This is a genomic window from Streptomyces sp. NPDC002835, from assembly GCF_053591995.1.
In genome coordinates this window covers 1-26,909 of sequence record NZ_JBSFUW010000028.1, presented here as the reverse complement: position 1 = coordinate 26,909, position 26,909 = coordinate 1, and the positions used below count along the sequence as shown (strand labels likewise).

Genomic DNA, 26,909 nt, shown 5'->3' with positions numbered 1-26,909 from the left:
GGATTTCGCTCCGCGAAATCAGCCTCGCCGGCGTTTGAGGCGCGGGGTTCGGGGCGGAGCCCCGACGAGACCGGCAAGTCCAGCCCCGCCTGGGGGTCCCCCCACGGCCGCCAGGCCGTAGGGGGAGATTGAGGCGCGGGTCCGGGCGGAGCCCGGTTGAGGGAAGGGGCGGGTAGGGGAACACGCCCGCCGCAGGCGGCACCCGCCGCGGTGGGCGGGGTCGGGCAGAGCCCGGTCCGGGAAGCGGGCGCGACCCGCCCCCACAGCGCGTCAGCGGCGCCGCAGTGCCCTCGCCCCCGCGTGCCCCAGGAAGAGGTAGACGACCGCCGCCAGGCCGTAGCCCGACACGACCCGCGCCCACTCCTCGTCGAACGTGAACAGGTCGTGCGACCAGCCAGCCAGCCAGCGGGCCGTGGCGCGGACGAACTCCACGAGGTCGTTCGCGCGGTTGGCGTCCAGCAGGTACATCAGGATCCACAGCCCGATGACGAAGGCGATGACGTCCGCGACGACGGCGATGATCCTCGCCGCGGTGGTGGTGGTGCTTGCGCGTGTTGTCATGTACGGCGTGTTACCGCTTGTGCATGCGTGAAACTCTCCGGGGCCCGCCGCGCTACGCGTTCAGCTCCGCCAGCACCCGCAGCGTCCGCGCGTCCGGCGCCGTGACCAGCAGGTCCGTCACCGGGCCGGCACGCCACAAGTCGAGGCGTTCCGCGATGCGTTCGCGCGGCCCGACGAGCGAGATCTCGTCCGCGAAGTCGTCCGGCACGGCGCGTACGGCCTCCTCCCTGCGGCCCGCCAGGAAGAGTTCCTGGATCCGCCGGGCCGCTTCCTCGAAGCCCATCCGGGCCATCAGCCCGGCGTGGAAGTTGCGGGCCGCGTGGCCCATGCCGCCGATGTAGAAGCCGAGCATCGCCTTCACCGGCAGCAGCCCCTCCGCGATGTCGTCGCAGACCCGCGCCCGGGCCATCGGCGCGACCATGAAGCCCTTCGGGAGGTCCGAGAGGGACGACTCGTACACGTCCGTCCGCAGCGGGGACCAGTACAGCGGGAGCCAGCCGTCGGCGATACGGGTCGTCTGCGCGATGTTCTTCGGTCCCTCCGCGCCGAGGAGGAGCGGGAGGTCGGCCCGGAGCGGGTGCGTGATGGGCCTGAGCGGCTTGCCGGTGCCGGTGCCGTCGCCGCCCGTGTACGGGTGGGAGTGGAAGCGCCCCGCCAGCTCCACCGGCCCTCTGCGGGCAAGGACCTGGCGGACGACGTCGACGTACTCCCGCGTCGCGGTGAGCGGGCTCTTCGGGAACGGGCGGCCGTACCAGCCCTCCACCACCTGCGGCCCGGACAGGCCGAGGCCCAGCATCATCCGGCCGCCGGAGAGATGGTCCAGGGTGAGCGCGTGCATCGCGGTGGCCGTCGGCGTACGCGCGGCCATCTGCGCCACCGCCGTGCCCAGCCGGATGCGGGACGTGTGCGCGGCGATCCAGGCGAGCGGGGTGAAGGCGTCCGACCCCCACGCCTCCGCCGTCCACACCGAGTCGTAGCCGAGCCGCTCGGCCTCGCGGGCCAGTTCGAGGTGGCCGGGGTCGGGGCCGCGGCCCCAGTAGCCGAGGGCGAGTCCGAGTCGCACGTCTGCCTCCCGTGGTCCGACCCCACCGACTGACGGGGCGTCAGGGTACGGCAACGGCCCCCCGCCCGGAAGGGCGAGGGGCCGTGCGGTGTGCGGGCGGGGTCAGCCGCGCTGGATGCCCGTGGTGTCCTGGAGGACGCCACGACGTCCGTCCTGCGTCTGGGCCACCAGGCCCGGACCGCGCTGCTCGACCGCGAGGTACCAGGTGCCGGGCGCCAGTTCGGCGATCGGCGTCGGCGAACCGTCCTCGCCGTACAGCGGGCGGGCCACCGGCACGGCGAACCAGAACGGGGTGAAGTCCGACGGCGCACCGCCCTGCGAGGCGTCGGCCGGAGCCGCGGCGGCGGCCGGCTGGCCGGCGTCGTGCGGCTGCGGGACGCCCTGCTGGGCACCGTACGGCTGGGGCTGACCCTGCTGGGGCTGGGCCCCGTACGGCTGTTGCTGCGCGCCCGGGTAGCCGTAGCCGCCCTGCGGCTGGGGCTGCATGCCGTACGGCTGCTGACCGGCGATCGGGGCGGGGCTCGGGGCGCCGACCAGCGGGGCCTTGAGCGCCGGGACCAGCGGCGTGGCGACGGCACCGCCCGCGAGGGCGATGGTGCCGAGCAGGCCGAGGATGGCGCCCGCGCCCGCGCTGTTCACCTCGATGATCGTCCAGAACATCGTCCACAGCGAGAAGATGGTGAGGGCGACGCCGAACTGGCCGACCTCCATGCCGATGACCTTGCGGCCCGGCATGGAGCGGCTGAGCACCACCAGGCCGGCCCCGACGATGCCGGCGATGTAGATCGACATCACCGCGCCCAGGTTGTCCCAGGCGTTCGATGTGGGGCATTCGATGGTGCTGGGGCAATCGATGCTGAAGAAGCTGAGGAACGAGGCGATGAACAGCACCACCGCTGCTCCGATCACCACGCCGTCGCCTCGAGTGAGGGAGCGGATGTTCACGTAAGAATCCTTCGTCGTCGTCTCATCATCGGGGCGGTCTTCGCCGCCGCCTGTCGGCGGTGTGCGCTGACGCGGAGCTCGGGGGTGACTCCCCATCGTAGAGGTGAATCTATCGTCTGCCGGTTCCGGACGTCCGCCGGGTATTGCACTCACCGCGTCAGGTAGCTGCTGATCCCGTCCGCCATTCCCTGGGCTGCCTTCTGCCGCCAGCTCGGGCTGGTGAGCAGAGCGACATCCTCAGGATCCCGCATATTGCCGCATTCGATGAAGACTTTGGGCACGGTCGAAAGGTTGAGTCCACCCAGATCGTCGCGTACGTCGAGGCCGGTGCCGCCGCCCACGTAGTTGGAGGGGGAGCTTCCGGTGGCGCGCAGGAACCTGCCCGCGATCCGCTCGCCGAGTTCGCGCGACGGACCCACGATCCGCGAGGTGTCGGCCGCGCCCGCTTTTACCCGATCGGGGAGGATCACATGGAACCCGCGGTTGCCGGCCGCGGAGCCGTCCGCGTGGACCGAGACGACCGCGTCGGCCTTTGCTTCGTTGCCGAATCGTGCCCGTTCGTCGATGCACGGACCGAACGGACGATCGGCGTCCTGGGTGAATTCGACCCGTGCACCCTGCTTTTCGAGGAGTGTGCGAAGACGCCGTGAAACATCGAGGGTGAAATCGGCTTCCCGGTATCCGGCGTTGGTCGCCGTGCCCGTCGTGTCGCATTCCTTGCGATTGGTTCCGATGTCCACCTGTCGGTTGATCTCGCGGGTGTGCGAGAAATTGCCGGGATTGTGCCCCGGGTCCACGACGACGACCTTGCCCGCGAGCGGGCCGGTCCCCTTCGGCGGCGACGTCGGGGACGGCGATGGCGGCGGGGACTTCGAGGGAGCGGGCGGGGAGGAGGCGGGCTGGGAGTCCGCCGGCTTGTCCGCCGTCGTGGCGGATCCCGCAGGGGTGCCGCCACCGGAACCGTCCGCCTGCCAGACCAGCCAGCCGCCCAGGCCGCCCACGGCCAGCGCCGCGGCCATCACGGCGATGACGGGACCGCGCCGGGAACGGCGCGGCCGGGGCTGGTGGGCTTGCGTCTCACCGTGGTTCTCGTCGTACGACACGGTCGCGATGCTAGCGGTCGGCCGGCCCGGTGCTCAGACGCCGGGCCCCTTGCGCCGCAGGACGCGCAGCGAGTCAGTGGCCGAGACCTCGGTGAACGCGCCGGACGCCAGGGCCCGCAGATAGATGCGGTACGGGGCCTGGCCGGTCCACTCGTCGACCGGGTCGGGGAAGACGTCGTGGATCACCAGCAGGCCGCCCTCCGCGACATGCGGGGCCCAGCCCTCGTAGTCGTTGGTCGCGTGCTCGTCGGTGTGGCCGCCGTCGATGAAGACCAGCCCGGCCGGCCCGCCCCACACCTTCGCCACCTGCGGTGACCGGCCCACGATCGCGACGACGTGGTCCTCCAGGCCGGCCCCGTGCAGGGTGCGGCGGAAGGTGGGGAGCGTGTCCATGAGCCCGGTCTCGGGGTCCACGGTCTCCGGGTCGTGGTAGTCCCAGCCGGGCTGCTGCTCCTCGCTGCCCCGGTGGTGGTCGACGGTCACGGCGACCGTCCCGGCCGCGCGGGCCGCGTCCGCCAGCAGGATCGTCGAGCGCCCGCAGTACGTCCCCACCTCGAGCAGCGGCAGCCCGAGCGCACCCGCCTCGACGGCGGCGGCGTACAGGGCGAGGCCCTCCTTCACGGGCATGAAGCCCTTGGCGGCCTCGAAGGCGGCGAGGGTCTTCGGCTCGGGGGTGGCGGCGGGCATCGGTTCCTCCGGTAGGACGGGGCCGTAGAGACGGGAGGCCATCGTGCCCTACGCGCCGGTAGCCCCCGCGGGCACCACCCCACCGCCCTCGCTCCGCCCGCCGCCCGCTTCCTTGGCGAGGCCCCGTCTCCTGACCTTCCGTCAGATTGAAACGTGTTCTACTCTGATCTTGGCCAGTGCTCTGCCCTTCAGGGCGGGGGTGAAGGCCATCCTTGGTCCGGAGGCGCGAAGCGCCGGAGTGCGCTGCGCCTCCGGGGTGACGGTCAGACGGGGCGCTGCTGGTTTTCGATGTACTGCTTGACGACGGTCAGGGGTGCCCCGCCGCATGATCCTGCGAAGTAGGAGCCGGACCAGAAGTGTCCACCCCACAGGTACCGGCTGACGTGGCTGTCGTACTCCTGGCGGAGCCTGCGGGAGCTGACGCCCTTGAGGGAGTTGACCAGCTTGGAGAGTTGGACCTTGGGCGGGTAGTGCACGAGCAGGTGGACGTGGTCCTGTTCGCCGTTGAACTGTTTCAGCTCGGCCTCGAAGTCGGCGCAGACCTCCCGCATGATCTCTTCGGTGCGGGTCAGCATGGCGTCGGTGAACGCCTTCCGCCGGTACTTCGTGACAAAAACCAAGTGAACGTGCAGGTTGTAGACAACATGGCGACCGGTTCTGACATCGGGATTAGGGTTCCAGCGGGGTGACATAAACCAATGGTAGGCTCTCGATTGTGAGTCACGACACCCTGGTCAAGCGGCAGTTCGGGCACCGTGCCCGGCTTGCGCTGGCGCCTGCCGAGGTGTTGAGGACGGACGACCAGGCGCACGCCGCCCGCGCGATGTGGAACCTGCTGCACGCGTGGTGGCAGATGATGCCGAAGGAGAAGCGGACACTCGCGAACGCGGACGCCGCGATCCGTCAAGCCCGCCAGGACATCGACTTCCTGGCCGTCCTGCCCGCCCAGGCCGCGCAAGCGGTACTCAAGACGTACTTCCAGGCATGGAGGAACTGCTGGGACGGGCGCGCCGACGCCCCGAACTTCAAGGGCCGGTTCCGCACGGTGATGTCCGTGGACATCCCCCAGGGCCGTGACCTGAACATCACCCGCGTGCACCGACGCTGGGGCATGGCCAACATTCCCAAGGTGGGCCGGGTCCGCTTCCGGTGGACCAAAGACCTTTCGGTCGGCAAGCGCGCCAACGCGGAGAACCGGATCACCGGGGCACGACTGATCAAGGACGCGCTCGGCTGGCACATCGCCTTCCGTGTTCAGACCCTGGAGGTCAAGCCCGGTCCCCACCAGGGGCCGGACGTCGGCATCGACGTGGGCATCACCGTGCCCATAGCCCTGTCGGACGGCGAAACCTACGAGCACGGCGAATGGCTGACCGGCAAGGAGAAGGCCAGACTCCTGCACCTGGAGCAGCGCGCCGCGCGGCGTAAGCAGCACCGCAGGCCCGGCGAGCGCACCAGCCGCCGGCTGCACCGCACCTACGACCAGATCGCAGGACTACGCGCGAAAGCCAAGCGCCGGGCCCTGGATTGGCAGCACCAGACGACCACCGCCATCGCCCGCACCTACGGCACCATCGTGGTCGAAGCACTCACCATCACGAACATGGTCAAGTCGGCCAGGGGAACGGTTGAGGAGCCGGGGAAGAACGTCGCCCAGAAGTCCGGGCTGAACCGCTCCATCAGCGGGGAGGCATGGGGCCGCACCGTCACCATGCTGACGTACAAGGCCACCCGGTTCGGCGGCACCCTGCACAAGGTCCCCGCCCCGGGCACTTCCCGGCGCTGCTCGGCGTGCGGCTTCACCACGGCCGGCAGCCGGGAGTCCCAGGCCGTGTTCGTGTGCAAGAACCCGGACTGCGGATGGTCGGGCAACGCCGACCACAACGCGGCCCGGAACGTCTTGCACCTGTACCGGGTGGGCCTCGCGCTCATCCCGGCTGCCGGGAGGGCAGTCGTCAGGCGCGCGAAGCGCGTCAAGCCCGCTGCCGCAAGGTAAGCAGGAATCTCCCGGCTTCAGCCGGGAGAGCACTTCAAAACGTCAGCAACAACTGCGCCACCGGCGCGACCGCGCTGATGCTGGCCCGGCAGTTCGTCGAGGGCGGCGCCGGCGACTGCGTACTGGCGCTCGGCTTCGAGAAGATGACCCGCGGCGCGCTCGGCGCCGGGGCGGGGCAGGGCGACTTCGCGGCCTCGCCCGTCGCCCGCCACTACGGCGTCATGGCCGCGCGGCACGGCTTCGCCCAGTCCCCGCCCACCGCGCAGATCTTCGGCAACGCGGCCCGCGAGCACATGGAGCGGTACGGGACGACGGCGGCGCAGCTCGCCGCCGTCGCCGCCAAGAACCACCGGCACTCGGCGGACAACCCCGACGCCCAGTTCCAGGACGTGTACTCCGCCGACGAGATCCTCGCCGCCCCGCCGGTCCACCCGCCGCTGACCAGGCTCCAGTGCTCGCCGACCTCCGACGGCGCGGCCGCCGCCCTCGTCGTGTCCGAACGCTTCGTCGTCGGGCACGGGCTGCACGGCAGGGCGGTCGAGATCGCCGCCCAGGCGATGACCACCGACACCGAGGAGTCCTTCGCCGCCGGCTCGTGCATCGACGCCGTCGGCCGGCCGATGTCCCGCGCCGCCGCGCTGGCCGTGTACGAGAAATCGGGGCTCGGCATCGAGGACGTGGACGTGGTCGAGCTGCACGACTGCTTCTCCGTCAACGAACTGCTGACGTACGAGGCGCTGGGCATGTGCCCGGAAGGCGAGTCCGGCAAGCTCGTCGAGAGCGGCGCCACGACGTACGGCGGGCGGTGGGTGGTCAACCCGTCGGGCGGTCTGATCTCCAAGGGCCATCCGCTGGGCGCCACCGGGCTCGCGCAGACCGCCGAGCTGGTGCGGCAGCTGCGCGGGGAGGCCGGACCGCGGCAGGTCGACGGCGCCCGCACCGGGCTGGCGCACAACATCGGGCTGGGCGGTGCGGCGGTGGTCACGCTGCTGCGGCGGTCCTAGGACGCAGGTCTCATCGGCTGGGTCGAAATCCTCATGTACGGACCGCCCGCCGGCTGCGACCATGACACCCATGGTCCGTCCCGCACCGAAGACACAAGAGCCCGTCCGTCCCGCGTCCGTCACGCCGTCCGCGCGCACCTGGGCGGTGATCGCTGCCGCGTGCGCCGGACAGTTCCTCGTCGTGCTCGACGTGTCCGTCGTCAATGTGGCGCTGCCGTCGATGCGCGCGGATCTGGCGCTGTCGCCGGCCGGGCTGCAGTGGGTGCTGAACGCGTACTCGATCGCGTTCGCCGGCTTCATGCTCCTCGGCGGCCGGGCGGCCGACATGTTCGGCCGCAAGCGGATGTTCCTGGTCGGGCTGAGCCTGTTCACCGCCGCGTCCGTCGCGGGCGGACTGGCGCAGGAGGGCTGGCAGTTGCTGGCGGCCCGCGGGGTGCAGGGGCTGGGGGCCGCCGTGCTGGCGCCCGCCACGCTGACCATCATCACCGCGGCCGTGCCACCCGGCCCCGCCCGCACCCGGGCCATCGCCACCTGGGCGGCCGTCGGCGCGGCGGGCGGCGCGGCCGGCGGGCTCGTCGGCGGGGTGCTGACCGACCTGCTGTCCTGGCGCTGGGTGCTGCTGATCAACGCGCCCGTCGGGGTGCTGGTGCTGGCGGTCGCCGCCCTGTGGCTGACCGAGAGCCGGACCGGCGGGAGCCGCAGGCTCGACCTGCCCGGCGCGGTCCTCGTGACCGGCGGACTGGCCGCCGTCGCGTACGGCATCGTGCAGACGGAGCAGTCGGGCTGGGGCGAGAGCGCGACCCTGCTGCCGCTGCTCGGCGGACTCGCGCTGCTCGGCGCGTTCCTGGCGGTGGAGTCCCGGGCGAAGGCCCCGCTCATGCCGCTGAAGATATTCCGCTCGCGGGCGGTCTCGGCCGCCAACGTGGCCATGCTGGTGACCGGTTCGGCCTCGTTCGCCATGTGGTTCTTCATGACGGTCTACGCCCAGAACGTCCTCGGCTACACACCCATCGAGGCGGGGCTCGCCCTCATCCCCAGCTCGGTCAGCATCATCATCGGCTCCAAGATCGCGCCGCCGCTGATGGCGAGGGCGGGGGCCCGTAACGTCGCCGCCCTCGGCGCGCTGATCGCCGCGACCGGCTTCGGCTGGCAGTCGACGATGGACGCCCACGGCGCGTATCTGACGTCGATTGCCGGCCCCGGCGTGCTGATGATGGCCGGCATCGGCCTCGTCGCCACCCCGCTCGCCTCCCTCGCGACCTCCGGCGCCGCGCCCGAGGACGGGGGTCTGGTCTCCGGCCTGATCAACACCTCCCGGACGATGGGCGGCGCGCTGGGCCTGGCGATCCTCACCACGGTCGCGGCCTCCCGCTCCGGGGGCGCCACCGACGCCGAGTCGCTGACGGCCGGTTACGCGCTGGCGTTCCGTACGGGCACGGGGGTGCTGCTGGCCGCCGCGGTGATCATGCTGCTGTGGCTGCCGCGGCCGGCGGCGGACCGGCCGTAGGGGCGCCTTCCCGCAGGCCGGGCGCAGGCCCGCTCCCGGCGGACCGGGCGCAGGGCCGCCTCCCGCAGCAGTGGTTACAGCCAGCCCTGCCGGCGGGCCGCCCGCATCGCCTCCATGCGGTTGCGGGTGCCCGTCTTGCCGATCGCGGACGACAGATAGTTCCGTACGGTCGACTCCGACAGATGTAGCGCCACCGCGATGTCGGCGACCGTCGCCCCGTCCACCGACGCGTTCAGCACGTCCCGTTCCCGCGCGGTGAGCGGGCTGGGGCCGGCGCCGAGCGCGGCCGCCGCGAGCGCCGGGTCGACGACCGTCTCGCCGGTCAGCACCCGCCGGATCGCCTGCGCCAGTTCCTCCACCGGCCCGTCCTTGACGAGGAAGCCGGCCGCCCCCGCCTCCATGGCCCGCCGCAGATAGCCCGGCCGGCCGAAGGTGGTGAGGATCAGTACCCGGCAGTCCGGGACCTCCCGCGCCAGGTCGGCGGCGGCGTCCAGACCGCTGCGGCCCGGCAGCTCGATGTCCAGCAGGGCCACGTCGGGCCGGTGGGTGAGCGCCGCGTCCACGATGGCGTCGCCGCGCCCCACCTGCGCGACGACGTCGAGGTCCGGCTCCATCCCCAGCAGCAGCGCGAGCGCGCCGCGCATCATGCCCTGGTCCTCGGCGAGCAGTACCCGTACCGACCTGGTGGGTCTGTGCTCGCGGGGCATCTCGTCCATGGCCTCAGGTTACGACCGGACCGGCAGTTCGGCGCTCAGGCGGAACCCGCCGCCCGGGCCGGGGCCCGACGTGAGCGTGCCGCCCGCCGCGCGCACACGCTGGAGAATCCGGCCGGGCCGGGCCCGCAGGGCACCGGCGTGTCTGACATACCGTCAGTCGTCTTCACAACTTCCGGGCGCCGCGCTATACATGAACGCCATCGGCCTAGAACGCGTTCTAGAACGGGCTCGCCCGGCCGGTCCCGTACGACCTCGGTGCGGCCGACGGTGCGGACGGTCGCGCCGAGGTCTTCCCCTCCTCGAGGAGCCGCAGCCCCATGCCCATCGATGCCGCGAAGGCCGTCGCCGCCGGACCCCGCTCCACCACCGTCAGCTGGGACCACAAGGACGTCCAGCTCTACCACCTCGGCCTCGGCGCCGGCCGGCCCGCCACCGACCCCGGCGAACTGTGCTACACGCTCGAGTCCCGGCTGCACGTGCTGCCGAGCTTCGCCACCGTCGCCGGGGCCGGCACGGGCGTCGTCGGCGGCCTGTCCGCACCCGGCCTCGACATCGACCTGGCCTCCGTGCTCCACGGCGGCCAGCGCGTCGAACTCCACCGCCCCCTCCCCGTGAAGGGCACGGCCACCTCCACCTCACGCGTCGCCGCCGTGTACGACAAGGGCAAGGCCGCGGTCCTCGTCCTGCGCACCGAGGCGGCCGATGGTGACGGGCCGCTGTGGACCGGCGAGTCCCAGCTCTTCGTACGCGGCGAAGGCGGCTTCGGCGGCGAACGCGGACCCTCCGAGCGCCTGGAGACCCCGGACCGGGAGCCCGACAGGACCGTCGAGCGCGGCGTGCGCGAGGACGCGGCCCTCCTCTACCGGCTCTCCGGCGACTGGAACCCGCTCCACGCCGACCCGGACTTCGCGAAGCGCGCCGGCTTCGACCGGCCGATCCTGCACGGCCTGTGCACGTACGGCATGACGCTCAAGGCGGTCGTCGACACGCTCCTCGGCGGGGACGTCACCCGCGTCCGCTCGTACACCGCACGCTTCGCCGGCGTCGTCGTCCCCGGCGAGACGCTCCGCATCCGGATGTGGGCGGACGGGGACGGCCGCGTCCAGGTGACCGTGACTGCCGTCGAACGCGGCGACGCGCCCGTACTCGCCGACACCCTCGTTGAGACCCTGTGACCGCCTGCTGAAGGGACCCGTCATGCGCGCAGCCGTAGTGCACGAGATCGGCCAGGACAAACTCGAAGTCCTCGACGACGTCGAGGCGGTGGGCTTCGGCCCCGGCAAGGTGCGGATCCGTGTCCGGGCCACCGGACTGTGCCACTCCGACATCTCCGCGATGACCGGCGTCCTGCCGCAGCCCGCGCCGTTCGTCCCCGGCCACGAGGGCGCCGGCGAGATCCTCGACGTCGGCGACGGCGTCACCGGCCTCGCCGCCGGCGACCGGGTGCTGATGTGCTGGCTGCCCGCGTGCGGCGGCTGCGCCGCGTGCCGGCGCGGCCAGAGCCACCTCTGCCTGGCCGGGTTCATGAACGCCGGCACCCCCAACTTCCGCCGGGGCGACGGCGACGTGTTCGGCTTCGCCGGCACCGGCACCTTCACCGAGGAGGTCGTGGTCGCCGCCGGCTGCGCCGTGCCGATCCCGGACGACGTGCCCTTCGACATCGCCGCGCTCATCGGCTGCGGCGTCACCACCGGGCTCGGCGCCGCCATCAACACCGCGCAGGTGGAGGCCGGTTCGTCGGTCGCCGTCATCGGCTGCGGCGGCGTCGGCATCTCCGCGATCCAGGGCGCCAAGGTCCGGGGCGCGGCGCAGATCGTCGCCGTCGACCCCGTGGCGTCCCGGCGCGAGGCGGCCCTGCGCTTCGGCGCGACGGAGGCGGTGGCGCCCGACGGCCTCGCCGACGCCAAGCAGCGCGTCACCGCGGGGGAGGGCTTCGACTACGTCTTCGAGGTCGTCGGCAGGTCCGCGACCGCCCGCACCGCCTACGAGACGACCCGGCGCGGCGGGACACTGTGTGTCGTCGGCGCCGGCGCGATGGACGACCACCTTCAGCTCAACATGTTCGAGCTGTTCTTCGACGAGAAGCGCATCCTGCCGTCCCTGTACGGCGGCGGGGACGTGCTGCGCTCCTACGAGCGGGCCATCGCCCTGTGGCGGGCCGGCCGGATCGACCTGGCCGGCCTCATCACCCACCGGGTGCCGCTGGCCGGGATCAACGACGCGGTCGCGCAGATGCGCAGCGGCGAGGCCCTGCGTACCTGCGTCGAACTGTGAGGAGCCCCGTCATGCGTCCCCTGGAAGGTCTCAGCGCGGTCGTCACCGGCGCCGGCCGCGGCCTCGGCCGGGCCGAGGTGCTGGAACTGGCCCGGCTCGGCGCGGCGGTGGTCGTCAACGACTACGGGCAGCCGGGGCATGGGGGCACCGGTGCGGCGTCCGGCACGCCCGCCGAATCCGTCGCCGAGGAGATCCGCGCGGCGGGCGGCCGCGCGATCGCCCACCACGGCGACGTCGCCGACTTCGACGCGGCACGGGAACTGATCGGCCTCGCGGTCCGCGAGTACGGCAAGCTGGACGTCCTCGTCAACAACGCGGGCATCCTGCGCGACCGGATGGTCTTCTCGATGACTGAGGACGAATGGGACGCGGTCGTCCGCGTCCACCTCAAGGGCCACTTCAACACCACCCGCTTCGCCGCCGAGCACTGGCGCGCCCGCGCCAAGTCGCCGGGCGCCGGCGGCGCGGTGTACGGCCGGATCGTCAACACCTCCTCGGAGGCGTTCCTGGCCGGCTCGGCGGGCCAGCCCAACTACGCGGCGGCCAAGGGCGGAATCGTCGGCCTGACGACGTCGACGGCGTCGGCGCTGGCGAAGTACGGCGTCACGGCGAACGCGATCTGCCCGCGGGCGCGGACGCGCATGACGCAGGACGTCTTCGCGGGCCTCGCCGCCCCGGCGGAGGACGCCGTCGACCCCCTCGCCCCGGAGCACGTGGCCCCCCTCGTCGGCTACCTGTCCTCCCCGGCGGCCGCCGCGGTCAACGGGCAACTGCTGGTGGTCCACGGCGGCATGGTGGCGGTGATGGCCCGTCCGGTCGTTGCGGCGAAGTACGACACGGCGAAGGACGTCTTCACGTACGCGGAACTGGACGAGGTCCTGACGCCGTACTTCGAGGGCCGGCCGCGGGGGGAGACGTTCGCGTCGCCGGAGGTGCTGTCGCTGCGACGGGGGTAGTCCCTCGAACTGCGCTTTCCGAGGCTTGAATTGCGCCTGGTGGCCGAAGACGAATCCACACTGCCTGGCCAGGCAGAGTGATGTGAGTCACACCTAACTGTTCAGGTCGATCGTTGCACAGTGCAACCTCACATCCTTATGTGCCGGTCGATTTGGGGCCGTCGGCCACTGCTGCCGTCTACCGTCAACTCCTACCTGATATGCGGGTGTTGGTGTTCGATCGCCTGCGGCCCGAGTCGCGATAGCCGCAAATGAATGACGGTGCCGGTCCGCCACGCACAGTGACGTCGCGATCGCTTTAGGCATACGACTCAGCTCCGGCATGTGGCGGTATTTCCCTGAATCGCGGTTGGCTGACACGAACACGCCCCGGTCTCAATGCCTTGACCTCGCAGTGGGGTTGGCGTTGACTCGCCGGACTTTTGAAGATCTCTTGACCACGGGGTGGGAACTGTGAAGTTGTGGCGGAGAAGTCTCGTACCGAAGGTCAGACATCGGACGGCGATAGGCGTGGCTCTGACGTCGGTGCTCTCGGTGGTCGTACTGCCGGCAGCATCGGCTGCTCCAACTGCGGCCTCGGAACCGACAGCGCTGAGTGAGGGGCAGAAGGCGCTTGCCGAGGCGGCTGCGTCAGGCGAGCGAGTCGAGGTGACGGGGGAGCGGTCTGAGCGGACCACGGTGTTCGCCAACCCTGACGGGTTCTCTTTCACGCTTGAGGAGTCTTCAGTTCCGGTTCGGGTCGAGGACCCGAAGGGCGGTTGGCTGAGTCCTGATCCGACGCTGATTCGGCGGGCGGACGGTTCGATCGGCCCGAAAGCCGCCGCTGTGCCGATGGCCTTTTCCGACGGCGGTGAGGACAACCCGCTGGCGCGGATAGCCGACAACGGCCTGTCGCTCGAACTGAGCTGGCCGAGTGAGCTGCCCGAGCCGGTGCTGGACGGCCCGAGCGCGATCTATCCGAACGTCCTTCCGGATGTGGACCTGAGGGTCACTGCCACTGTTGAGAGCTTCCAGCACGTCCTGGTGGTCAAGACACCCGAGGCGGCGGCGCTGCCGCAGCTGAAGGAGCCGACCTTCGGATTGAGAACCGACGGTCTGACCGTGCGTGAGGGGACGGCCGGCAACCTGGCGGCTGTCGACGGTGACGGGAACACAGTCTTCAAGGCGCCTCCGGCACAGATGTGGAACTCCGCCGGCAAGCAGGCCGCGCCGCAGCCGGAGGGCATGGCCACGCAACTGGGCACCACCGCCGTCACGGCACCTGATGACCCAATTGTGCCGAGCGACCCGTCAGAGACGGCGCCCTCGGGTTCAGGCTTAGCGCCGGGCCAGGGCGATGAGGTCGTACGCATGGACGTCACGGTCGACAGGGACAGCTTGTCTGTCGTCTTGGACCCACAGCTCCTCGCCAACACTGAGCCTGAGGCGTTCCCGATCTTCATCGACCCCACCGTCTCCTGGGGGGAGTCCGAGCGCACGCTGCTGCGCAACGACGGTTACGAGTCCTACGGTTGGAGCAACGGCAGCGACGACCGCGGTATGGGCATGGGCGAGTGCGGCACGTGGAACGGCTACTACTGCGGGCCGGGCTATGTGCAGCGGCTGTACTTCGAGTTCTCGCCCGCCAGCCTCAAGGGCAAGCATGTCCTGGACGCGACCTTCCGCATCACCGAGCCGTGGGCATTCCAGTGCGACCCGCGCTGGGTGGACCTGGTCCGTACTCCGGACAACATCTCGTCCGCCACGACCTGGGCAACGCGTCCACAGGGCGGCTGGGACCTGATGGTCGACCGACACGTTTCCGCCGGCCGTGGATCGCTGTGCGACCCGAACTCGCCCGACGCGCCGATCGAGTTCAATGACAACTTGCCGGACGAGCCGAACGAGAATCTGACCGCGACGGTCCGCAACTTCGCGGCGGGGAAGTTTTCTCGCTTCACGCTGATGCTGAAGGCGCACGACGAGACGGACACGTCGGCGTGGAAGCGGTTCAAGAACGACGCAACCCTAGCGGTGGACTTCGTCGGCCTGCCGGCCAAGCCGTCGAACATCGGGCTTGCGAGCGGCACGAGCCACATCTGTTCGATCAAGGAGTCGGAACCGACCATGGTCTCCGACCCGACGCCCGTCCTGACCTCCACCCCGCAGACCGCGTCCGGTGGTGAGTCGGGGGCGCAACTGCGGGTCAATATGGACGTCGACAAGAAGCTGTCCGACGGTACCTGGGCGAACGCCATGCCCGAGATAGAACGTCCATCCACAGGGTACGTGGGAGACAACCACAGGCTCACTGGGGAAACGCCCACGCTGGGCGACGGGGGCCTGTATCGCTACCGGTCATGGACTCGCTCCTACTACAACGGAGGCAGGAATCAGCTTCCCGGCCCGTCGAACGCCTCGACCACCGGCTGGTGCTACTTCACCGTTGACTCCTCGCGCCCGGAAGCACCCACGATCACCAGCTCGACGTATCTGCCGTGCGACACCAACAACTGCCCCAGCGAAGGTGCGCCCAACCTGGAGGGCACATTCTCGTTCCGTGGCGAGGCGAATGTGGTCGCCTACCAGTACCGCATGTCGCAGGACGAGGCATGGTCCCCGGACATCGCCGGATCCACTGCGACCATCAGGTACACCCCGCAGCGGGCGGGCCTCCACACGCTGTATGTCAGGGCCAAGGACGACGTGGGCGCCGGACGTTATGGGTCCGAGGGCGTGTACGACTTCCTTGTTGCCACGACGAAGCCGGCCGGCAGATGGCATTTCAACGAAGCCAGCGGCGCGACGGCACTGGACTCGGCAACCGCGAACGGCAGCGACGACGCAACCCTCGCTGGTGCTGTCCGTGACGATCGCGGGCGCCGCGGCCTGATCAAGTACGCGGCCGACGGCACCGTACTGCCGGACGAGGTCACGGACCGAGGGCTGGCACTGGACGGGGCCAATGACTATGCGGCCACCGACGGCCCGGTGCTCGAGACTCGTTCTGCCTACACCGTCTCGGCCTGGACACGGCTGGACAAGCTGTCCACACAGGCAGTCGTGCTTTCTCAGGACGGCGTCGCCTACAGCCCCTTCCTTCTGTGGTACGAGGAGAGCTACGGCAAGTGGTGTTTCGGTACCAAAGAGAAGGATGAAGCGACTGGTAGCGCCTACTTCGGAGTCTGTGCCGCCTCACCGGCCCAGACGAAGGTCTGGACACACCTTGCCGGCAGCTATGACCCGGCCACCGATGAGGTGAAGCTCTATGTGAATGGACGGCCGCAGGGAACCCGGACGGTTGCGGGCTCATGGGCAGCAACCGGACCACTGCAGATCGGCCGCTCCATGTGGGCAAACGTCTACCACAGCTACTTCCCGGGTTCGATCGACGAGGTCTCGGTGTGGCAGCGGGCCCTGACGGCCAGCGAGGTTGCCGACGAAGCCAGGTTGCTCACTTCGCAGTCGTATGCCGGCGTCGAACTGATGGCGGACTTCACCCCGACCAGCACCAACACGAGCAGTACAGCGATTACCGATGAAACCTCCGGATACGGGAAGACGCTGGCTCTGTCGGGCGGGGCGCATGTCGAGCAGGAAGCCATCGTCTTCGACGGCGTCGACGATGCGGCGACAGCCAGCGGTCCGCTGGTGGATGACAGCGGATCGTTCACGGCCAGCGCTCTCGTACAGCTCGACAAGGCCGCAATCGAGTCCAAGCCGATCGGCTACACCGGCCAGGTCTACGGGCAGCGGGCGCAGGACGGCTCGGCCTGGGGCATGTGGTACCGGCTGGTCAACAAGGACAGCGAGTGGAGTGACGAGACGATGCAGGAAGAGACGATCCTGCTCAGCGAGTGGCGCTTCGGACGCCTCAACGCTGACGGGACCTTCTCCGGAGTCGTCTCCGACGCGGTCGAAGTGGGCAGCGACGTCCGGCTGACCGGTATCCACGACTCCGGCGACGGCAAGGTCGGCCTCTACATCAGCTATGCCGACAAGGGCGAGGCAACCTCCTACACGGCAAAGATCGGCAGCGGTGAATTCGCCGTAGGCACCGCCCACATGGACGGTGCGTGGAAGCACCATCTGCCCGCCCGGATCTCCAGCGTGAGGTTGTGGGCCGGAGCGATGGCCAGCTCTTCGCAGGTCGAGTCCTACGTGGGCGGCTGACCCACACAGGGGTTGGTGCGGCCGTGACGCCGGCCGCACCAACCCCCTTTCAGCACGTGTCGCTCGTCAGTTGTAGTTCGCAGCACTTCGGGGTGGGGACGGACAGTCATGATGCATGGCATACGCAGAACACGGTTCTGGGAAGGCAAGCGAGGGCGCAGACGCCTCGCCGCGGTGGTCGGAGCGCTGACTGCGGCGCTGATGATGCCGACGGGCCAGGTGGCGTTCGCCCAGGACGGGCCCAAGGCTCTGGGAGAGCCGGAGCTGCCCGAACAGCGTGTCACCGACGTGAAGAGGGCCGACGGGCCGGGGGCCGTGAAGGCACGGAAGAAGGTCGCCGCGGAAAAGGCTGCCGGCGCCGCCCGGTCACGCAAGGCCAAGGAGGAGGCGACAGCCTCCTGGCCGAAGCCCGGCAGCAAGGCCTTCACGCTCAAGACCACGGGTGACGTGTCCGGTGTTGCCGGCGGCCTCCCAGTCACCTTGTCGCCGTATGACGGCAAGGGGTCGGTCAAGCCCGGCACCAAGGCGCGCATCACCGTCCTGGACCAGAAGGCGGCCGCAAAGGCCGGTGTCAACGGCGTCCTGCTCACCGCCACCAGCAACGCCACTGGCACGGCCAGCCTCTCCGTCGACTACAGCGACTTCGCCGCCGCCGCCGGCGGCTCCTGGGGCGCACGACTACGGCTCGTCGAACTCCCGGCCTGCGCCCTCACCACCCCCGACAAGGCAGCCTGCCGCAAGCAGACCCCGCTGACCTCGGACAACGACATCACCTCCCAGACGGTTACCGCCTCGATCGGCCTCACTGCCGAAGCCGGGATCTCAGCTCAGCTCAGCGCAGACAGCGACAGCATGACCGTGTTCGCGGTCGCCGCTGCTGCCGGCGCGGGGCCTGCTCCGTCTGGTGCCGGTGACTACTCGGCCACCCCGCTGTCCGCCTCGTCCTCCTGGGCCGCAGGCGGCAACTCCGGCTCCTTCACGTGGGACTACGACTTCGCTCTCCCTTCGGCCGCCGCGGGACCGGAGCCGACAGTGGCGCTCTCCTATGACTCGGGCAGCGTCGACGGCCGTACCGCCACCACGAACAACCAGGGCAGCGCCCTCGGAGAGGGCTTCTCCCTCACCGAGTCCTACATCGAGCGAAGCTACGGCTCCTGCGACGATGACGGGCACGAGGACGTCTTCGACCGCTGCTGGAAGTACGACAACGCCCAGCTTGTCCTGAACGGGAAGTCCACCCGGCTGGTCAAGGACTCCGGCTCCTGGGACAGCACATGGCGCCTGGCCGGCGATGACGCATCCAAGGTCACCCGCCACACCTCGACCACCCCGGTCAACGGTGACGACAACGGTGAGTACTGGATCGTCACGACCGGCGACGGTACCCAGTACGTCTTTGGCAAGCACAAGCTCGACGGCGCGACCGACCAGCGCACCAACTCCGTGTGGACGACTCCGGTCTTCGGCGACGATGCGGGTGAGCCCGGATACGGCAACGGCGGGGCCTTCGCCGACCGCGCCGAAACCCAAGCCTGGCGCTGGAACCTCGACTACGTCGTCGACACCAACGGCAACGCAGCCACCTACTGGTACACAAAAGAGTCGAACCACTACAAGAAGAACAAGGCGAGCACTGCCAACGCCTCTTACACCCGCGGCGGCTACCTGAAGGAGATCAAGTACGGCCTCCGCGAAGGTGCTCTGTTCACCGACCAGGCCGACGCAAAGGTCACCTTCAGCTACTCCGACCGCTGCACCACCACCGGTTGCGCCCCGCTGACCAAGAGCACGGCCGACCACTGGCCCGACGTGCCCTTCGACTCCATCTGCGCCAGCGGTGCCACAGACTGCCTTGCGGCCAGCCCTTCGTTCTTCTCGCTCAAGCGGCTCACCGGCATCAGCACCCACGCCTGGTCCGCGGCCGACACCAGCTACCAGCCCGTGGACTCCTGGGCTTTCACACAGAAGTACGAGGACGGCGGCGATCTCGACGGCGACACCTCCGACCACGTCCTGGCTCTGCAGACGATCAAGCGAACCGGCAAGACCGGGACGGCGGACATCACGACCAACCCGGTCATCTTCACCTACCAGTGGCGTGAGAACCGTGTCGACGGCACCGACGACATCCTGCCGCTGACCCGGCCGCGGATCTCCACCATCACCTCCGAGAGCGGAGGCATCACCACCATCACCCTCTCCTCACCCGAGTGCGTCCGCAGCCAGGTCATCGACGCACCGGCGGACACCAACACCCGCAACTGCTTCCCCCAGTACTGGAACATCAACGGCAATCCCGACGCCTCCATCGACTGGTTCCACAAGTACCGCGTGACCGCGATCCTCGAAGAGGACCCCGGCACCGGAAACCTGCCCGTCGAGCACGCCTACGACTACAGCGGCGCCGCCTGGCACCACGCCGACAGCCCCTTCACGCCGAAGGACGAGCGGACCTGGTCCGACTGGCGCGGCTACCGCCAGGTCACCACCTACAGTGGCGCCCTCGACACCACCCGCTCCAAGACCGTCTCCCTCTACATGCAAGGCATGCACGGAGACAAGAAGCAGGACGGCACGACCCGCAGCGTCAGCCTCGCGCCCCTCACGACACCGGATCTCGGAATCGCTGCCATCACCGATGCCGACCAGTACGCCGGCCAACTCCGCCAGCAGGTCACCTACAACGGCAGCACACCCATCACCTCCGTCGTGAACGATTCGTGGTCCAAGGAAACGGCCCGGCAGACCGCCCCCGAAGCCGATGACCACGTTGCCCGCTACGTCCGTACCAGGAAGACAACCACCCACACCTACCTGACCGCCTCCAAGACCTGGCGCGCCCACGCCGTCGGCACAACCTACGACGACTACGGCATGCCCGTCGTCGTAGAAGACGCTGGGCAGGTCGGCAAGGGCGGCGACAACACCTGCACCCGGACCTGGTACGCCCGGAACACCAGCGCTGGCATCACCAACCTCGTCTCCCGCACCCGCACCGTCGGCCAGCCCTGTTCCATCCTCGACACCGCACTGAGCCTGCCGGCCACGACCGCGACGCGCGGCGACATCCTGGCCGACACCGCCACCGTCTACGACAACCCGTCGGCCACTACCTGGACAGCAAACCAGACTCCCACCAAGGGGCTGCCGACCTGGACCGGTCGCCCCACCGGCTATGCGGCGACGGCCGACAGCAGCGGACAGCGCAACCCCGCCGGCTGGCAGACCATCACCACTACGACCCATGACAGCCTTGGCCGACCCCTGAGCACCACGAACGCCGAAGGCAAAGCCAGCTCCATCGCCTACGCACCCGCTGACGCCGGCCCTCTCACCCGCACCATCACCACCAACGCCAAGGGCCACCGGTCCGTCGCCTTCCTCGACCCGCGCCGAGGCCAGCCCGTCCGGTCCTACGACATCAACTCGAAGAAGACCGAGCAGACCTACGACTCCCTCGGACGCCTCACCGCCGTCTGGCTCCCCAACCGTGCCAAGGCCGCCGGCTACGCCGCCAACATCACCTTCGACTACCAGCTCAACACCGCAAAGGCGTCCTGGGTCTCCACCTCCGTCCTCAAGAAGGACGAAAAGACCTACAACACCAGTTACTCCCTGTACGACTCCCTGCTGCGCCCCGTCCAGACCCAGGCGCCGACCCCGACGGGCGGTCGGCTGCTGACGGATACCCGCTACGACACCCGCGGGCTGGCCTACGAGTCACACGCCGACATTTTCGACACTTCCAGCACGCCCGACGGTCAGTACGTGCGTGCTGAATACGGAGAGTCGCCCGCTCAGACCATGACCGTCTATGACGGCGCCGAACGAGGCATCACCAGCACCCTGCTCGTCGGCGGCATGGAGAAGTGGTCCACCACCACCAGCTACACCGGCGACTCCACCGCCACCACCGCCGTCCAGGGCGGCACCGCACAGCGCACCATCACCGACATCCGCGGCCGCACCATCGAAACCCGTACCTACGCCGGCCGGCAGCCCAGCGACACCCAGTACGGCAGCACCCTCGGGACCGCCTACCAGTCAGTCGGGTACCAGTACGCGCTCGACGATCAGGAGACCTCCGTCACGGGCCCCGACGGCGCCAAGTGGACGTACGGCTACGACCTCTTCGGACGCAAGACCAAGGTCAGCGACCCGGACAAGGGCCACGCGACAATCGCGTACAACGTTCTGGACCAGCAGACCAAGGCTACCGACTCACGTGGCAAGGCCATCCTGACCGACTACGACGAGATCGGCCGTCCGCTCGCCACATGGAGCGGCACCAAGAGCGACGCCACCCAGCTCACCGCCCACAGCTACGACACCCTCCTCAAGGGACTGCCCGACAGCAGCACCCGATACGTCGGAGGCAAGACGGGCCGGGCATATACACAGGCCATCACCGCCTACGACAACATGGCCCGGCCCACAACCTCAGAGCTCCGACTCCCCGACACCGACCCTCTGGTCGCCGCTGGAGCTCCGGCAACGATCCCGTTCGAGTCGGCTTACAACCTGGACGGCACGCTGCAGTTCAACAAGGAGCCCGCGCTCGGCGGACTTCCCTCGGAAATCGTCGGCTACGGCTACAACGCTCAGGGGATGGTCACCTCGATCGGCGGCTCCACCGGCTACCTCCTCGAGACGGACTACTCCGCTCTCGGGCAGCCCCTGAAGCTGACACTCGGCACCGCGAACACCGCCGACCACAAGAAGGCGTACATCAACAACCGGTACGAAGAAGGCACCGGTCGACTGACCCGCCGCTTCGTCACCGACGAGACCCACCCGTACATGCCGCAAGACCTCAACTACACCTACGACCAAGCCGGCAACGTCACCAAGATCGCTGACCCCACCACCCTCGGCGGCACCACCACCGCCGACACCCAGTGCTTCACCTACGACACCTACCGCCGTCTCACCGAAGCCTGGACACCCACAACCCAAAACTGCGCCGACCCCCGCAACGCCGACCAGCTGTCCGGGCCCGCGCCGTACTGGAACAGCTACACCTACAACTCCTCCAGCCAGCGGGCCAGCGAAACTAGGCACACCAGCGCCGGCGACACGACCACCACCTACTGCTACGACGGCCAGCAGCCACATTCCCTGACTGCGACCAGCACCGAAGCCAACTGTGCTGCGCCCAACCGCACCTACACCCACGACTCGACCGGCAACACCACCAGCCGACCCGGACCGACGGACCAGCAGGCCCTCGCCTGGAACGAGGAGGGAGAGCTCGCCAAGGTTACGGAAGACGGCAAGGCTACGGAGTACCTTTACGACGCAGCTGGAGAGCTCCTCATCCGCAGCACCGCCGGTGGCGAACGAGTCCTCTACGCCGGAGATACGGAACTACATCTCCGCGCAGACGGCAGCACCTGGGCGCAGCGGCACTACGGCAGCGACGGCGTCACCGTCGCGGTGCGATCCAACGAAACCGGCACCAACGAGCTCTCGTACCTGGCATCGGACCACCACAGCACCTCAACCCTCGCCATCGACGCAAACGACCAGACATACAGAAAGCGCCACCTGACCCCCTTCGGCGACAAGCGCGGCAGCACCCCCAGCGACTGGCCGAACGACAAGGGCTTCCTCGGAAAGACCACGGACGCCGGCACCGGCCTCACGCACATCGGCGCACGGCAGTACGATCCGCAGATCGGCCAGTTCATCAGCCTTGACCCCGTACTCCAGACCAGCATCGCCCAAACCCTCAACGGGTACAGCTACGGCGCCCAGAACCCCGCCACCTTCGCCGACCCCACCGGCATGATCCTCCCCGAATGCCTCGACGGCACCATCACCTGCACCGGCGGAAAGCCCGACAGGCCCAAGAAGCGCCCCAACACCGCGGTCTCAGGCGGAAACCCCGGCAGCCCCGGCAACTCCGGCAGCTACGTACCCTGGACACCGGGCAGCAAGAAGCGAATCCTCGCTGACTCCAGCCGAGGCCGCTACAACGTCTACGGCCACCAAGGCCGCAACTCCTACGGCCCGAACCGCGTCCACACGCAGGCGCAGTGGAACGCCGACCACGCAAGGGCCCAGCAACTTCAGGCGATAGCCAATGCTGACCGGCGCGACCGAGAGGCCGCACAACGAGCGCAGGATAGCTCAAGCGGCGACGGCATCTTCGGGTGGGTGAAAAAGGGAATCAGCACAGCCCACGACTTCATGCAGAAGCACAGTAAAGCACTAGGCTGGGCAGGCGTTTTGCTCGGCGCAATTGCAATTGCCAGTCCGGTGGGCTGGGTGGCTACCGCAGCAACAGTTGCCGGTCTCGCGCTAGCCGCTGCCACCACAGCTGACGCGTGCATGTCCAAGCAATGGGGCAGCTGCGCGGTCGGCGCGCTCAGCCTGGGCCTGGCAGGTGGAGCTGTTGCTCTAAGCAGGACGGCTACCTCGCTAATTCGCAGTTCAGCAGGAGCATCATCCTTCAGGCAAGAGGTACTCCAGGCCGCGACTGGAGGAGCGGCGATAGGTGTTGCTCGCGTCGCCGATGTAAGTTCTGTCGGATTCACTGCCATTGGAACTCTTACAGGAGGTAATTTGAAGTCGTCGAGAGACTGAGAAGATGAGTAACCCGTAGTCGTGGCGGCCTGCCGATCCCTGGCAGGCCGCTGCTCAATTGGCGTAAGGGTCATCAGGAAAAGTGCCCTTTCGTTCTCAAACTAACATCTGTAGAATCTGCCCATGCCTGACACATGGATCGCTCTCGATACTGCCGCCCGACGTAGAAACTGGTGGTGGACTGGCTATCTAACAATAGCCTTTGCCGGTGCCGGCGTGGCGATGGTACTGACTGCGGCAACGGCGCCATTCTGGTGGGGATTCTCTGTCGCTATCTGCTGGCTGCTCTCGATTATTTACATGATCAACCGAGGATACGGAAGAGCACTCCTTACGTCGGACCGGATAGTCTTCCATACCTTCGTTAGCCGAAAATCGATCCCGTGGGCTGAAATTGCCCACATCGAGAAGCGGCGCCATCAGACGCGTAGTGGCGAGTGGTGGGACTTGCGCATTGTCCGATCACACGGAAGGTCGCTCTCGATTCCCGGTGTATTCACCAGTAATAGGTTTGATAATGACTTCGAAGCAAAGTTCGCCCTGATCCGGGAGTATTGGTCTCGCTCTGCTCAGGCAAAGTGATAACCGCTGCGTCGGCAGGAGGGCACTGTCATCACCGCCCGACTGCCTGCACGAGACGGAAGCGTGCTGGCAGTCGGGCGGCTCTGAACCGGCGTCGTGGAGCGGACGGAACGGGCTGGGGCCAATTCCGGAGGCCCCGACGAAGTTGGGCGGCAGATTTCCGAAATCGCTTGATTGTCCGTGTTGGAGTGAATTGTCATGCTAGAAATTGCCCCCTTGTCCGCCGCCTCTGGCGGAACCAGCTACCTTTACCTGGCCTGGGAAGCCGTAATCGTGGTCATTGGATTCACGCTTCTCTTTAATGTTCGCGATTGCGCCTATAGAATTCACGGCTTCTTCATGGAGCGCAGTCCTTTTGGTTCAGGAAGAGGGTTCAGCCCTTTAATCGTCAGGATTGTGGGCTTCATCTTGGTAGTCCCTTCCCTCGTGGCAATTGCGGCAAGCCTGGCTGGCTCCTGAGGTTTGAACTCGGGGTGCCAGGGGCCCAGCCGTAGGAGGCGGTACTGAGCTTGATCGGTCAGTTCACCAGCGTCGACCCGGTACTTCGGAAGCCCTATCTCAACCGATCTTGGATCGTGCAAGTCGAACAGATTTCCTGCCGGGGGCTTCCCGTTGTACGCGCATCAAGGCAGGGCCTCGCGGTAGCTCGGGGATGCGAATCCAACCGAGCAATGCCGGGAGGCCCTGGTGTCGTCGTTGTACGCGCCGAGCCCGTCCAGTTCCACTCGGCTGCTCCACCGTGTGATTGCCTCGCGCACGTGTACGGCAACGCGGCCGGTCATCCCGATCGGGTGCGCCGGTATCCGTCGGCCATGACGGACACGGAGTGGGCGGCAGTCCGGCCATTGCTGCCGATGCCGGCCTGGCTTCAGGGGCGGGCAACCCGAGGGCTACTGCCACCGCCAGCTGCTGGACGCGATCCGCTACCTGGTCGCGGGCGGCATCTCCTGGCGAGCGATGCCCCCAGGCTTCCCCGCCTGGGGCCGGGCCGCCGCTGGCGCGAGCACGGCCTGATCGCCGAGTTCCACGACCGGCTGCGCAGAAGGGGTCCGTGAACGCGACGGCCCTGAGGCCGCGCCCACGGCGGGGATCATCGACGCGCAGTCGGTGCGGCCGCCGCGACGGTGCCGGCCGCCTCACGCGGCTACGACGGCGGGAAGAAGGTGCCGAGCCGTAAAAGGCGCATCATGACCCGACACGCTCGGTCTGCTGCTGGTCGTCGCGGTCACCACCGCGAACATCGGCGACCGGGACGTCGCCGTGGTCCTGCTGGAACGAAACGATCAAATATGACTTGGGCGTATATGTGGCCCAAGTCGTCCCGCTCAAAGGTGTCAGGGTATGAATTACAGGCGGATTAAATCCGGGCAACGTCTCTGGAGAAAGAGCTTCCGGTGGGCTTCCTCCATCCTGCCGACATGTTTTGCACTTGCTGCCGCCTATGCCGTTTTCGACGGTATCCTGAACTCCGATCCTGATGCCTTCAAGGCAGCCGGAATGATACTTGCCGTCGGCGCAGTAACGCTTCGCTTCATAGGTCGCGAATCCACCTGGTGGACGGCGGAGTGATTGCTGTCAACCCCATCTTCTGGTATTCGGTCCCCTGGTCGGAAATCCGTAAGGCAGATGCGGCTCCGGGAAGCGGCTTGGTTATCCACACAAAGAAGGATTTGAGGGGAGAGCCCGAAATATTCACTATAGGGTTTGCAGGCTCTCTGCTCGATCGTAAATTCCAGACTGCAGGGAAGGCAGCTAAAGAGATCAACAAGGCAAAGAAGAAGCAATCACGGCTCGGCGAAGCTGAGCCTGAGATCTCTTATGGGGTCGTGCGGGATTTGGCGTTCGAGGTCATGGCAATTTTGGCGGCCGTGTGCTTCGCCGTGTCGTTCCTGATCGGGTAATCCTTCTGCCGAACCCTTCGCTGAAGCGGCTTCGCTCGTAAGGGGGTTCGGTCGCGAGGTAGTGGATGGGCTCGCTGCGGCGGGCCCACCGATGGTGCACGGGGGGAGCTGGCGATGAAGACGTTGAAGAATTTTACGGCTGTCCCACAGAGCGGCAATGACTTCTACAGTAAGGTCCGCTACTTCGGGCTGGCCTCGTCGGCTGTCATGTTCGGGGTCGGAGTTTTCCTTGCGGCTAGTCCGGGGAATGGAGGTGAGTCGCTGCTGAGGCGGTCAATTGTTGGTGGGCTGATCGGCGCAGGGATCACATGGCTCGCCTGGATCATCACCGTTCGCCCCGTGTGACGCTGTCGAGTGACTCGATTGTGGTGCGAAATTGGATCACTGAGACGGTCATTCCCTACTGTCACATCGCAAGAGTGCGGACAAATACTGGGTTGGTATTCGAGCTCAAAGGCGGATACGAAATAAGGGGGCGCGTGGTGGGCACTTCGCTCATCGGGCAGTTCTGGGGGTATCCGTCGACCAAACGGATCAAGCGTGCAGTTCGGCCCTTCTTGGGCTCTGAAGAGACGCTCGGAGAAGGTGAAGTGCAGGAGAGATTCTCAATCTCGCTGCAGGTGCCACTCATCATGATCGTTCTGCATGTGCTGTGCTATGGAATTCTGAAGTATATCTTTCATGTGTCGTGATCATGGTTTGATCTGAACCCTGCGCGCATCGCCAAGAACGTTCGACGCCGGCGGCCGGGGGCCCTCAATAGGCAACTGCTGGTGGTTCACGGCGGCATGGTGGCGGTGATGGCCCGTCCGGTCGTTGCGGCGAAGTACGACACGGCGAAGGACGTCTTCACGTACGCGGAACTGGACGAGGT

At 68.1% G+C, this 26,909-nt stretch carries 22 protein-coding genes and 2 pseudogenes; 16 read left to right on the top strand and 8 right to left on the bottom strand.

Annotation, left to right across the window (positions count from 1 at the left end; genetic code table 11):
• Window positions 1–270 precede the first annotated feature (270 nt).
• The 6 genes from ACWD01_RS26050 to tnpA all read right to left on the bottom strand — a co-directional run bounded on the left by ACWD01_RS26050 (window position 271) and on the right by tnpA (window position 5,051).
• Window positions 271–561: a hypothetical protein gene (locus tag ACWD01_RS26050; RefSeq protein ID WP_356891367.1), complete on the bottom strand. Its 291-nt coding sequence runs from the start codon at window positions 559–561 to the stop codon at window positions 271–273.
• 52 nt (window positions 562–613) lie between these two features.
• Window positions 614–1,624 carry an LLM class F420-dependent oxidoreductase gene (locus ACWD01_RS26045; RefSeq protein WP_451165220.1) on the bottom strand — a complete coding sequence of 337 codons (1,011 nt, stop codon included), beginning with the start codon at window positions 1,622–1,624 and terminating at the stop codon, window positions 614–616.
• Window positions 1,625–1,726: 102 nt separating this feature from the next.
• Entirely contained in the window at window positions 1,727–2,569 is an 843-nt protein-coding gene (locus tag ACWD01_RS26040; protein ID WP_451165219.1) for a hypothetical protein, read from the bottom strand.
• Window positions 2,570–2,718: 149 nt separating this feature from the next.
• Window positions 2,719–3,672, bottom strand: coding sequence for an N-acetylmuramoyl-L-alanine amidase (locus ACWD01_RS26035; protein ID WP_451165218.1), 954 nt, complete (start codon window positions 3,670–3,672; stop codon window positions 2,719–2,721).
• A 33-nt stretch (window positions 3,673–3,705) separates the two neighbouring features.
• Window positions 3,706–4,359, bottom strand: coding sequence for a class I SAM-dependent methyltransferase (locus tag ACWD01_RS26030; protein WP_451165217.1), 654 nt, complete (start codon window positions 4,357–4,359; stop codon window positions 3,706–3,708).
• A gap of 263 nt (window positions 4,360–4,622) precedes the next feature.
• Window positions 4,623–5,051, bottom strand: a complete 429-nt coding sequence (gene tnpA / locus ACWD01_RS26025; RefSeq protein ID WP_451165216.1) for an IS200/IS605 family transposase — start codon at window positions 5,049–5,051, stop codon at window positions 4,623–4,625.
• Between the two features lie 23 nt (window positions 5,052–5,074).
• On the opposite strand from tnpA, the gene ACWD01_RS26020 reads away from it, so the two are divergent.
• The 3 genes and pseudogenes from ACWD01_RS26020 (at window position 5,075) to ACWD01_RS26010 (ending at window position 8,866) form a co-directional block, all read left to right on the top strand.
• Complete coding sequence (locus ACWD01_RS26020) at window positions 5,075–6,355, top strand: RNA-guided endonuclease InsQ/TnpB family protein (RefSeq protein ID WP_451165215.1); 1,281 nt, start codon at window positions 5,075–5,077, stop codon at window positions 6,353–6,355.
• 23 nt (window positions 6,356–6,378) lie between these two features.
• Window positions 6,379–7,359: pseudogene (locus ACWD01_RS26015) on the top strand (thiolase C-terminal domain-containing protein); the annotation flags it as partial.
• A 70-nt stretch (window positions 7,360–7,429) separates the two neighbouring features.
• The gene (locus tag ACWD01_RS26010; RefSeq protein WP_451165214.1) at window positions 7,430–8,866 is read left to right on the top strand and encodes an MFS transporter; all 1,437 of its coding nucleotides are present in this window, start codon (window positions 7,430–7,432) and stop codon (window positions 8,864–8,866) included.
• Between the two features lie 74 nt (window positions 8,867–8,940).
• On the opposite strand, the gene ACWD01_RS26005 is transcribed toward ACWD01_RS26010, so the two are convergent.
• Window positions 8,941–9,582, bottom strand: coding sequence for a response regulator (locus ACWD01_RS26005; RefSeq protein WP_451165213.1), 642 nt, complete (start codon window positions 9,580–9,582; stop codon window positions 8,941–8,943).
• 317 nt (window positions 9,583–9,899) lie between these two features.
• Here ACWD01_RS26005 and ACWD01_RS26000 point away from each other — a divergent pair, with 317 nt between their 5' ends.
• The 8 genes from ACWD01_RS26000 (at window position 9,900) to ACWD01_RS25965 (ending at window position 25,148) form a co-directional block, all read left to right on the top strand.
• A complete protein-coding gene (locus tag ACWD01_RS26000; RefSeq protein ID WP_451165212.1) occupies window positions 9,900–10,757 on the top strand; it encodes a MaoC/PaaZ C-terminal domain-containing protein in 858 nt (285 codons plus the stop codon).
• A gap of 22 nt (window positions 10,758–10,779) precedes the next feature.
• Window positions 10,780–11,856, top strand: a complete 1,077-nt coding sequence (locus ACWD01_RS25995) for a Zn-dependent alcohol dehydrogenase (RefSeq protein ID WP_451165211.1) — start codon at window positions 10,780–10,782, stop codon at window positions 11,854–11,856.
• Window positions 11,857–11,867: 11 nt separating this feature from the next.
• On the top strand, window positions 11,868–12,812 hold the full coding sequence (locus tag ACWD01_RS25990) for a 3-oxoacyl-ACP reductase (RefSeq protein WP_451165210.1): 945 nt from the start codon (window positions 11,868–11,870) through the stop codon (window positions 12,810–12,812).
• A gap of 510 nt (window positions 12,813–13,322) precedes the next feature.
• Window positions 13,323–16,964 carry a LamG-like jellyroll fold domain-containing protein gene (locus tag ACWD01_RS25985; RefSeq protein WP_451165209.1) on the top strand — a complete coding sequence of 1,214 codons (3,642 nt, stop codon included), beginning with the start codon at window positions 13,323–13,325 and terminating at the stop codon, window positions 16,962–16,964.
• A gap of 108 nt (window positions 16,965–17,072) precedes the next feature.
• Window positions 17,073–23,552: an RHS repeat-associated core domain-containing protein gene (locus ACWD01_RS25980; RefSeq protein WP_451165208.1), complete on the top strand. Its 6,480-nt coding sequence runs from the start codon at window positions 17,073–17,075 to the stop codon at window positions 23,550–23,552.
• 123 nt (window positions 23,553–23,675) lie between these two features.
• Complete coding sequence (locus ACWD01_RS25975; RefSeq protein ID WP_451165207.1) at window positions 23,676–24,134, top strand: hypothetical protein; 459 nt, start codon at window positions 23,676–23,678, stop codon at window positions 24,132–24,134.
• 198 nt (window positions 24,135–24,332) lie between these two features.
• Entirely contained in the window at window positions 24,333–24,593 is a 261-nt protein-coding gene (locus ACWD01_RS25970; RefSeq protein WP_451165206.1) for a hypothetical protein, read from the top strand.
• A 447-nt stretch (window positions 24,594–25,040) separates the two neighbouring features.
• Entirely contained in the window at window positions 25,041–25,148 is a 108-nt protein-coding gene (locus tag ACWD01_RS25965) for a hypothetical protein (protein ID WP_451165294.1), read from the top strand.
• A gap of 171 nt (window positions 25,149–25,319) precedes the next feature.
• Here the strand turns inward: ACWD01_RS25965 and ACWD01_RS25960 are convergent, their stop codons facing one another.
• Window positions 25,320–25,463 (bottom strand): hypothetical protein, encoded by a 144-nt coding sequence (locus ACWD01_RS25960; protein ID WP_451165205.1) that lies wholly within the window; start codon window positions 25,461–25,463, stop codon window positions 25,320–25,322.
• Window positions 25,464–25,475: 12 nt separating this feature from the next.
• On the opposite strand from ACWD01_RS25960, the gene ACWD01_RS25955 reads away from it, so the two are divergent.
• The 5 genes and pseudogenes from ACWD01_RS25955 to ACWD01_RS25935 all read left to right on the top strand — a co-directional run.
• Window positions 25,476–25,703 (top strand): hypothetical protein, encoded by a 228-nt coding sequence (locus ACWD01_RS25955; RefSeq protein ID WP_451165204.1) that lies wholly within the window; start codon window positions 25,476–25,478, stop codon window positions 25,701–25,703.
• Entirely contained in the window at window positions 25,688–26,035 is a 348-nt protein-coding gene (locus ACWD01_RS25950) for a hypothetical protein (RefSeq protein WP_451165203.1), read from the top strand. Before ACWD01_RS25955 ends, ACWD01_RS25950 begins: the two co-directional genes overlap by 16 nt.
• Before the next feature lie 114 nt (window positions 26,036–26,149).
• On the top strand, window positions 26,150–26,380 hold the full coding sequence (locus tag ACWD01_RS25945) for a hypothetical protein (RefSeq protein WP_451165202.1): 231 nt from the start codon (window positions 26,150–26,152) through the stop codon (window positions 26,378–26,380).
• 137 nt (window positions 26,381–26,517) lie between these two features.
• Entirely contained in the window at window positions 26,518–26,727 is a 210-nt protein-coding gene (locus ACWD01_RS25940; protein WP_451165201.1) for a hypothetical protein, read from the top strand.
• 63 nt (window positions 26,728–26,790) lie between these two features.
• A pseudogene (locus ACWD01_RS25935) lies at window positions 26,791–26,909 on the top strand (short chain dehydrogenase); the annotation flags it as partial.